The organism is Halopseudomonas salina, from assembly GCF_014637955.1.
GTDB lineage: Bacteria > Pseudomonadota > Gammaproteobacteria > Pseudomonadales > Pseudomonadaceae > Halopseudomonas > Halopseudomonas salina.
In genome coordinates, this window is sequence record NZ_BMFF01000005.1 from 154987 (window position 1) to 163647 (window position 8661).

At 56.7% G+C, this 8661-nt stretch carries 7 protein-coding genes and 1 pseudogene; 3 read left to right on the top strand and 5 right to left on the bottom strand.

Going from position 1 to position 8661, the window contains the following annotated elements; all coding sequences use genetic code 11:
* Window positions 1-18 precede the first annotated feature (18 nt).
* Window positions 19-693, bottom strand: a complete 675-nt coding sequence (locus tag IEV54_RS12815) for a 7-cyano-7-deazaguanine/7-aminomethyl-7-deazaguanine transporter (protein ID WP_150278064.1) — start codon at window positions 691-693, stop codon at window positions 19-21.
* A 200-nt stretch (window positions 694-893) separates the two neighbouring features.
* Between IEV54_RS12815 and gltS the strand changes: the two genes are divergently transcribed.
* The gene (gene gltS / locus IEV54_RS12820; protein ID WP_150278063.1) at window positions 894-2090 is read left to right on the top strand and encodes a sodium/glutamate symporter; all 1197 of its coding nucleotides are present in this window, start codon (window positions 894-896) and stop codon (window positions 2088-2090) included.
* Here gltS and IEV54_RS12825 read toward each other — a convergent pair.
* The gene (locus IEV54_RS12825) at window positions 2087-2980 is read right to left on the bottom strand and encodes a prenyltransferase (protein ID WP_150278062.1); all 894 of its coding nucleotides are present in this window, start codon (window positions 2978-2980) and stop codon (window positions 2087-2089) included. The two genes, gltS and IEV54_RS12825, sit on opposite strands and share 4 nt — an antisense overlap.
* Window positions 2981-3070: 90 nt before the next feature.
* Window positions 3071-4036 carry a zinc-binding metallopeptidase family protein gene (locus IEV54_RS12830; RefSeq protein WP_150278061.1) on the bottom strand — a complete coding sequence of 322 codons (966 nt, stop codon included), beginning with the start codon at window positions 4034-4036 and terminating at the stop codon, window positions 3071-3073.
* 130 nt (window positions 4037-4166) lie between these two features.
* Here IEV54_RS12830 and IEV54_RS12835 point away from each other — a divergent pair, with 130 nt between their 5' ends.
* The gene (locus tag IEV54_RS12835) at window positions 4167-5345 is read left to right on the top strand and encodes a magnesium transporter (protein ID WP_150278060.1); all 1179 of its coding nucleotides are present in this window, start codon (window positions 4167-4169) and stop codon (window positions 5343-5345) included.
* A gap of 2 nt (window positions 5346-5347) precedes the next feature.
* Here IEV54_RS12835 and IEV54_RS12840 read toward each other — a convergent pair whose 3' ends face one another.
* Entirely contained in the window at window positions 5348-6838 is a 1491-nt protein-coding gene (locus IEV54_RS12840) for a hypothetical protein (RefSeq protein WP_150278059.1), read from the bottom strand.
* A 317-nt stretch (window positions 6839-7155) separates the two neighbouring features.
* On the opposite strand from IEV54_RS12840, the gene IEV54_RS12845 reads away from it, so the two are divergent.
* Window positions 7156-8061, top strand: a complete 906-nt coding sequence (locus IEV54_RS12845; RefSeq protein ID WP_150278058.1) for an SDR family oxidoreductase — start codon at window positions 7156-7158, stop codon at window positions 8059-8061.
* Between the two features lie 383 nt (window positions 8062-8444).
* On the opposite strand, the pseudogene IEV54_RS12850 reads toward IEV54_RS12845, so the two are convergent.
* Window positions 8445-8661 (bottom strand): annotated as a pseudogene (locus IEV54_RS12850) (type III PLP-dependent enzyme); the annotation flags it as partial.

The window sequence follows — 8661 nt, forward strand, 5'->3', positions numbered from 1 at the left end:
GCGACCTTGCCTGGCACCTCAGCCATTCTTGCCGAGAACAGGCCCTGGCCCGAGCGCCTTTGCCGGCAGCATCCGCACAATCCAGCTCAGCAGCATCCCGTACAGCGGCACGAACAATACCAGGCTGATAATCAGCTTGATCGCATAGTCGACCGTGGCAATCTCGACCCAGTTGGCGGCCATGAACGGATCGTCGCTATGCCAGAACGCCACCGAGAAGAACAGGTAGGTATCCAGCAGATTACCGATCACGGTCGATGCTGCCGGGGCGATCCACCACTGGCGCAACTGACGCAGGCGATCGAATACCTGCACATCCAGCAACTGGCCCAGCGCATAGGCAAGAAAGCTCGCAACGGCGATGCGGAATACAAAGAGATTGAATTCTCCCAGCGCCGCCAGTTCACCAAAACGCGCCTCCTGGAACAGTACCGACACCACGTATGAAGCTACCAATGCGGGCAACATCACCCGGGCAATAACCCGCCGTGCGGCACCCTTGCCCATAAGCCGGACAGTCAGATCAGTCGCCAGAAAAATGAACGGGAAACTGAACGCTCCCCAGGTGGTGTGCCAGCCGAACAGGGTGACCGGCAACTGCACCAGGTAGTTGCTGACGATGATAATGAGGATGTGAAACGCGATAAGACCGGCCAGAACGGAGCGGCTGATCGTAGATGCTAGCAACGACATGGGATGTCCTTTTTGGGATGTAATGGGGTTAGGGAACCCATTGCCACAACCACTCTGGCTGCGTGCGGCCGGCATTCTAGCGCTTTGTCAGTCAAAAAGGTACCGATGCAGACGGGCGGTGTACTGCTTGATGACCCCCGTCAACTTATCTTCACGGCGGCTCTGCTAGTCTTACCGCCAGGCCCAGCCAGGACAGATCCATGGAAATAAACACGCCCGTTACCGTGGCGATCGCGATCATAGCGCTATGGATTGGATTTCATATCAATCGGCGAGTGGCCTTGCTGCATACCTACAATATCCCTCCCGCCGTTACCGGCGGCTTGCTGATCAGTGCGCTGGTCGCAGTGATCGAAGCCACTACCAGCCGGGACATACGTTTTGATCTTCAGTTACGAGATCTGCTGCTGATCACCTTCTTCGCCACCATTGGACTTTCCGCGCATCTACGGCAGATGCTGGAGGGCGGCAAGGCGTTGGCAATCATGCTCGGGCTGGCAATCGTTCTGCTGATATTCCAGAACCTGACCGGCACCCTTTTGGCACTTGTGGCTGGCGAAAGCCCCCTCCTCGGCCTGATTGGCGGGAGCGTTTCCCTTGCCGGCGGGCACGGTACAGCCATCACCTGGGGTCAGTTATTCGAAGAGCATTTTGGTCTGACCAACGCCAGCTCCATGGGCATGACCTTCGCCACCGCCGGCCTGATCATGGGCGGGTTGATTGGCGGTCCGGTGGGAGCCTGGCTTATTCGACGCAACAATCTGCATTCAGACGCCGCGCACGCCGAGATCCAGCATATCGAGTCCGGCAACAAGGTTACCTACATCATCGAATTGAACAGCGTGCTCACCGCTGTGTTGTTGATCGCCCTGTGTTTCGCCCTGGGCGCGACAATGTACGGCTGGCTATCGGGTGTTGGGGTTCGCTTGCCGGCATTCCTTACCGCCATGTTCCTGGGTATAGCACTTACCAACGGCCTGGAGTTGTTCAAGGTCACCATCGATCACAGACCCATACAGCTCGCGGGCGACTTGAGTCTGCAGCTATTTCTCGGTATGAGTCTGATCAGCCTGCCGCTGCTATCTCTGCAGGGCGCGCTTGGCATGATCAGCGTGGTCATGGTGATGCAGGCCGCTGTCATCACTCTGCTGACCATTTTTGTAGTCTTCCCGCTGCTGGGCCGCGACTATGACGCAGCCTGCATCAGCGCCGGCTTTATCGGCATGGGCCTGGGCGCGACGCCAATCGGTATCGCCAACATGAACGCACTGACCAACCGATTCGGGCCCAGTCCCAAGGCCTATCTGGTCATACCACTGCTAGGCGCCTTTTTCATCGACATCGCCAATGCCACGCTGGTGCAGCTGATTCTGAGTCTGGAGATGTTCCAGAGCTAACGACCAAGAACTAGCGTACTGGACAGAACCAGGGGTGTAACAACAGCCGCGAGCACATTCAAACCCAGATAGGGGCTTAATCGCTCGAGCTCATCTGCGTATCGGCGGGCACCTTCCCAAGCTACAAGCCCGGCCGCCGCAGGCACCAAGGCCAGCAGGGTTAGCGATGACAGGATTCCTGAGTCGACACTCAGCACAATAACAAGCATGGCCGCCGCCGCCATGAAACCGTATACACCGGTTGCAAACTCTACACCGTAGGCAATCGGCAAATGCCGCCGTCCGACCTGGCGGTCAGCCTCCAGATCTGGAAACTGGTTGAGCAACAACAGGTTATTCGCCAGAAAAAAAGGCACCAGTGACACAACAGCCGCACTCCCGCTGTACTGCCCAGTGAGCACGAAATGGGTACCCATCACCACTAGCGGACCAAAAGCGATACCCGGAGTTACAAGACACAGCCAGGGAAGCCTGTTCACCCACCGGGTATAGAACACAATAATGACCAGCCCCAGGATACCAATCGGGAGTATGGCTGCTCCAAACTGCGCCAGAAAATACAAACCAATCAAAACAACTGCCGCCAGGCATCCGCCGGCAGTCCAGCGCACCGCCATTGCCGCATCCGGCCACCTTATCAACGCGCCACTGCCACCACTAAAGGGCGTGCGCGAAGTAAGCGCATCCAGCCCGCTGCGGAAGTCCTGATACTCGTTGAGTGTGTTAACTGCAATATGCGCAGCCAGCGCGCCGATCATTGCCAGCCACAGGTTGGCCCAGAGCACCGGCTCAGTTCCTGCAAAGGCTGTTGCAACGCCCAGGAACACACAGCCTGGCGTCAGCACCAGAAAGGGTAACCGCATGGATTGGAACACGGCTTTGAGCGTCACCAGGCAACCTCGTCACTGAGATCCGAAGCGGACCCGTGGAATTTCAGCAACGATGTTACCGGAGGCTGGTGCAGGGGATATTGCTGCAGGTCAAAGACCCAAGGCACCTCGGCGCAACCAGTCGTGCACAAAGGCGAGCTTCTGACGCGCGTGGTCAGACAGCACAAAGGGATAAATATCTGACAGACCCATGGCACGATTGACGTGGTTTACGCCCACGGTCAGTGTCGCAGCAATGTGAATAAGTCGATCGGCATCCGGCTCCGAATAAGGGTCCCAGCCAGCATCAGGAATCTGCGGCGAGGAAAGGCCGGTGGCGACAAAGCTGTCTGCTATATCTGTCAGGTGGAGCAGATGCGCCGCCGTCTCGGCCCAATCTTCGTGGGGATGGGCCGACGCGTAGCTGGTCAGGTAATGCTCCTTCCAGTTCTCAGGAGGGCCGTTCGCATAGTGATATTGCAGCGCGCCAGGGTAGTCGATCATCACATCACCGAACATGCCCTGAAAGGCCTCCAGAAAGTCCTCGCGCAGGCTCAAACGCCACCAGAGCATGTGAGCAATCTCATGCCGCATATGGCCAATCATGGTGCGGTAGGGCTCTTCCAGTGCCTCACGGCGAGTAGTTACCAGCACAGGGTCCACCTCCGCCACACTGATCGTCACTACACCACCAGCGTGCCCCATGGGAACGGGTGTTGTACCTTCAGCCAGCAAATGAAACACCGGGCGAGCTCCTGGATCCTCTGGTCTGAACCAGTGCCAGCGCCCCAGATTATCCAGAGCCCAGCGCTTGGCAGCCTCGGTTTGTGCCCAGTTGGGAAGAGCATTGGCAATCGACGTATCCGGAGCCAGCTCTGTCATGCTGCAGGACCGGCAAAATTCGCCTTCGGCAGGTGCTATCCAGTTACAACCGATGATGTCGCGATTGGCACAAAAAGGTGGTGTGGGCAGAAATGCGCGCGCCTGCGGGTCGTACGCGACTGGCATACCCTCCGCCGTGGCAAGATTGTCGAACCACAGAGAGCCGGCGCCAACCGGATTGGAAAAAACACGCATAAGCGAGCTCCTGAAAAAGCGTTAGCTCTCAGCATGGACCCTGAGCCTGGAACTACAAGTTATTGATGCTCAATAAAACCGATGGAGCGCCTGCTATAGTCTGAATCAAACAGCGACAGCAGGCCGAGACATGTCACAGACAATGGGATTGACCGAGCGAATCGAACATATCCGCAAACTGCCCCCGCGGGATGCCGCCGAGGAGCTGGTCGGGCTGCCGGCGGACGATATCCAGTTCATTCTCGCGCGCCTGCCAACCGATCAGGCTATGCAGGTGGCCTCCCACTTGGGCGAAATCGCCGCTCCAGGGGACACCGCCACGCGCGTGGTGTTGTCCGGAATCGAAGAAACCATTGGCGAGCTGATGACCCCCGCCACAGCGACGCTCCCCTCCAGCTATACGGTTGCCGAAGCCTTGGCGTTCATGGTGAAAAGTGCAAACGTGGCCGAAATCAGCTACATATTCGTAGTCGAGGAAAACCGCCTGGTCGGGCTCGTGGGCATGCGCGATCTGATTCTCTCCAAGCCATCCGAAGCGCTGTCCAGCATCATGGTGCTTGAGCCATTCGCGTTTCATCAGAGCACACCCATCAAGAGCGCAGTCAGCGAAGTGCTCTACCGGCACTACCGCATCTATCCAGTGGTGGATGACCAGCAATGTGTGGTGGGCGAAGTGCGCGGCTGGAAACTCTATGAGCGCATTGTCTCCGAGCTCAGCACCCAGGCCGGCTCCCAATACGGTGTGGCAAAGGAGGAGCAGATCAATACGCCCGTACTGGCCGCCTTCCGGATGCGCCATCCGTGGCTACAGGTCAACCTGATTACCGCCTTTGCAGCGGCTTTTGTGGTGGGGATGTTCGAGGGCACCATCTCACAGATTGTCGCCCTCGCCGCCTTTCTGCCGGTGCTTGCCGGCCAGAGCGGCAACACCGGCTGCCAGGCACTGGCAATTACCCTGCGCGGCATAACGTTGGGCAAGATACAGGACTACCCGCTCAGGCAGTTGCTGCGCAAAGAGATACTACTAGGCGCCCTCAATGGCGCAGCGGTCGGGGTTATTGCCGGCACTGCAATGTTTGCCTATGCGCTTTTTACCGATTCTGCCAATCCGGCCATGCTCGGCTTCGTTATTTTTATCGCGATGATTGGCGCCTGCATGGCCAGCGGCATATTTGGGGTTGCCGTCCCCTTGCTGCTCAAACGCTTCGGCGCAGACCCGGCAACGGCCAGCAGCATTTTCCTGACCACTTTCACCGACATTATCGGTATGGGCTTGATGCTGTTCCTGGCGACCTCATTGGTGCTCTAGGGTTAGCCCTCGAACATCCTCTCAAAATCAGGATTGTTCTCTGCTTTGCAGGCGGCCCGGTCCATCTCGATCCTGCTCATCCGGGCTGTCAGCTCCTCAAGAAAACAGGCATCTACCCGTACCTCCGGCACCGTCAGTGACTCGGCAGAATAGTGCCCAGTAAACCCCGATAACGTCTTGTTGGTCAGCGTCTGTAGCGCAGTCACGGTCGGCATCTTGCCCTTGCCCTCGCAATGAAAACTGCCGGCCACACAGCGACAGTCCGGGCTCACATGATAGGAACCGATTCGCGTTTTGGCGGGCAGCCTGAGTATCGACCCGGGAATATCCCCGGCCAGTGTGGACCCGGGCTTGTAGGCGCCGTAAACAATGGCGCGTATCTCGACGCCGAAGGGATTGGACACATACCATTTCACGGGACTATAGGAGCTGAGCACCAACACCACAGGGTCAGCCGTCTTCTCCAGATTGACGATGGTCGTCATGTCCCGGGCGGAACTTTCGTACAGACCCGCATACAGCACCTGAAAGTCATCAAGCAGATTCGCCTGCAGGCGCATCTTGATCTGATCCATATCCAGATAAGTGACGCTGGAGTGTATGCCCACGCTGAACTCGGTCGTGTGCCAATTATTGACGTATTCCACCTCGATCTTGTGCTCACCGGGCTCAAACCGGTACAGGATCGACTGGTCCGATCCACCTTCGAACAACACTCGGCCATTGATCAGTATTCGTGTTTTCGACCAGCTCTGGCTGACAGTAAAGCTCATGACCTCCTGCTGCTTGAATTCGAGCATCCCCACCCAGTAACCGCCAAAATCACCCGATTCAATTCCGTGAAAATCATCACGTATATAGTTGATAGCTATGCCCCCGACGGACTCGGTTGCAATCACCTGGCGAGGCTGGTTGGTATTAATGTAGAACGCCTGAAAACCATCCTCTGGCAGCGCGCCAGAGGGATTTGCGTGCTCCCCCCAACTGGATTGGGCAGGACTCAGATCGGCTGCTGTTTTTATCGCTGAGGCATTGCGGTCCTCAACAGAAGCCGTTGATTTAACACTGTGTGGTTTCTGCACGGCCTCGCGTAAACGCTGCTTGCGGGCCTCGACATAGACGCTGTCTGCCCGAGTGCAGTCAAGCTGGTAACCGTACTCAAGGATCGATTTCTGATAGGTACAGTAACTGACAAATGCGTCGAACTGCCCCTGATAAACCGTCTCATCACCGTGCAGCAACTCTGGATAATGCCCGGTTCTATCAAAGTAGGACTCCACCTGTTGATATATATGACGTGACACTACGCCGCTGTTGATTGCCCGGTTGCGTTCGGTGCTCGATGCAGCGCGATAAGTATCGAGCCGCACCGCGCGCTCCTTGATGGCCTCGGTGGCCGCCACAGTATCCAGGTACTGCGTACCAATACGATCAAAGGTGCCCAATGCCAGCTCAAGCTCCCCGCGATCCCACTGCTGAATCGCCTGATTCAACAGCGTTCGCGCCGCTTTTTCAGAGTCAGCACAAGCAGCCACGACTGATACAAGCAAAAACGTTAATAAACACTTTTTAATCACAACAAGACCCTTGTGTTTTATGCACGCCTGCGCGGCGGGTTGAACGGTTCGGGAGGGATCTACCCCTTTTTCGCGGTCTGCACTTTGCAATTGGTTACCAAGCGTTGTTTCGCAAAGCGTGTCTCAGCGGCTTATGCTTGGCTATTCACCTTGCCCGTACCCCTTGCTGAATTTAAACAAGTGTTTAACACTGATAAACCTTTTTTCACCGCCCATATAGACAGGAGCATTTCATGAGCGATATTCGTTTTGACGACAAGGTCGTCATCGTAACCGGTGCCGGCGGCGGCATTGGCCGTGCCCACGCGCTGTTGTTCGCCAAGCACGGCGCCAAAGTTGTCGTCAACGATCTGGGTGGCAGCACCCAGGGCGAAGGCGCAAACAGCGAAGCAGCCCTCAAGGTTGTTGAAGAAATCAAGGCTGCAGGCGGTACTGCCGTTGCCAACCCGGACAACGTAATCGACGGTGAAAAAATCGTGCAGTGCGCGATGGATAACTTCGGTCGTGTGGACGTTGTGGTCAACAACGCGGGCATCCTGCGAGACAAGAGTTTTGCCAAGATGACCGACGCTGATTGGGATCTGGTCTACAAGGTTCACGTCGAAGGTGCCTACAAGGTAACCCACGCTGCCTGGCCCTACATGAAGGACAGCAATTTCGGTCGCATCATATTTACCGCTTCCACTTCCGGTATCTACGGTAACTTTGGCCAGGCCAACTACGGCATGGCCAAGCTGGGTCTGTACGGTCTGACCCGCACCCTGGCGATCGAAGGCCGCAAGAACAACATCTTCGTCAACGCGATTGCGCCGACTGGCGGCACGCGCATGACTGAAGGTCTGTTCCCGGAAGGTGCTTTCGACAAGCTCAAGCCTGAGCTGGTCAGCCCGCTGGTTGCATACCTCTGCTCGGAAGACAGCAAAGAGACCGGCAGCTTGTTTGAAGTCGGTGGCGGCTGGATGGGTAAGGTTCGCTGGGAGCGTTCGCTGGGTATTGGCTTCAACCCCGATGAAGGCTTCACGCCCGAAGACGTGGCTGCCAACTTCGAGAAGCTGTGCGACTTCGAAGGCGCTGTGCATCCGAAGGACAACATCGAGGCGCTGCGTGAGCTGATGGCTAATATTCAGAAGTTCAGCTGACCATAAAAGCCTCAAGCTACAAGCGGCAAGCTTTAAGCTGATTGTGGTTAGGTGGATCAAGAGCCCGTACTGTTTCGCAGTACGGGCTTTTTGGTTTCTGGCCGGCGGGGCCGGCTTTGTTCGAGGTGGAACTCGAACGTTCCCAGAGGCGGGGGCCGGTGTGAGGTGAAACTCGAACGTTCCCAGGGTTGGTGCTTATTGGGAATGTCGAGTTCCATCTTGACCAGCGGGGTCTCAGGAAGCATCTCTGGTGAAGTAAGACTAAGGCCCAACAAAGTGCCACTTTCGCCAGACAATAAAAAAGCCCGGCCCTGATATCAGGGCCAGGCTTTTGCACAAGCAGCTCGTCGCTTGCAGCTTGAAGCTTGCCGCTAAGCAACGCGTCAGATGTAGAACGCTTCCAGAGGCGGGAAGCCGTTGAATTCGATAGCGCTGTAGCTGGTGGTGTAGGCACCAGTAGAGAGCCAGTACATCCGATCGCCAATGGCCAAGTTCAGCGGCAGGCCGTATTTGTAGCTTTCGTACATGATGTCGGCGCTGTCGCAGGTCGGCCCGGCGATAACGACGTCTTCCAGTTCGCCTTGCTTCTCGGTGTAGATC

Excerpts from the sequence above, each read along its gene's own strand:
- IEV54_RS12815 (WP_150278064.1), bottom strand. The coding sequence starts at position 693 with ATGTCGTTGCTAGCATCTACGATCAGCCGCTCCGTTCTGGCCGGTCTT.
- IEV54_RS12830 (WP_150278061.1), bottom strand. The coding sequence starts at position 4,036 with ATGCGTGTTTTTTCCAATCCGGTTGGCGCCGGCTCTCTGTGGTTCGAC.
- gltS (WP_150278063.1), top strand. The coding sequence starts at position 894 with ATGGAAATAAACACGCCCGTTACCGTGGCGATCGCGATCATAGCGCTA.
- IEV54_RS12835 (WP_150278060.1), top strand. The coding sequence starts at position 4,167 with ATGTCACAGACAATGGGATTGACCGAGCGAATCGAACATATCCGCAAA.
- IEV54_RS12845 (WP_150278058.1), top strand. The coding sequence starts at position 7,156 with ATGAGCGATATTCGTTTTGACGACAAGGTCGTCATCGTAACCGGTGCC.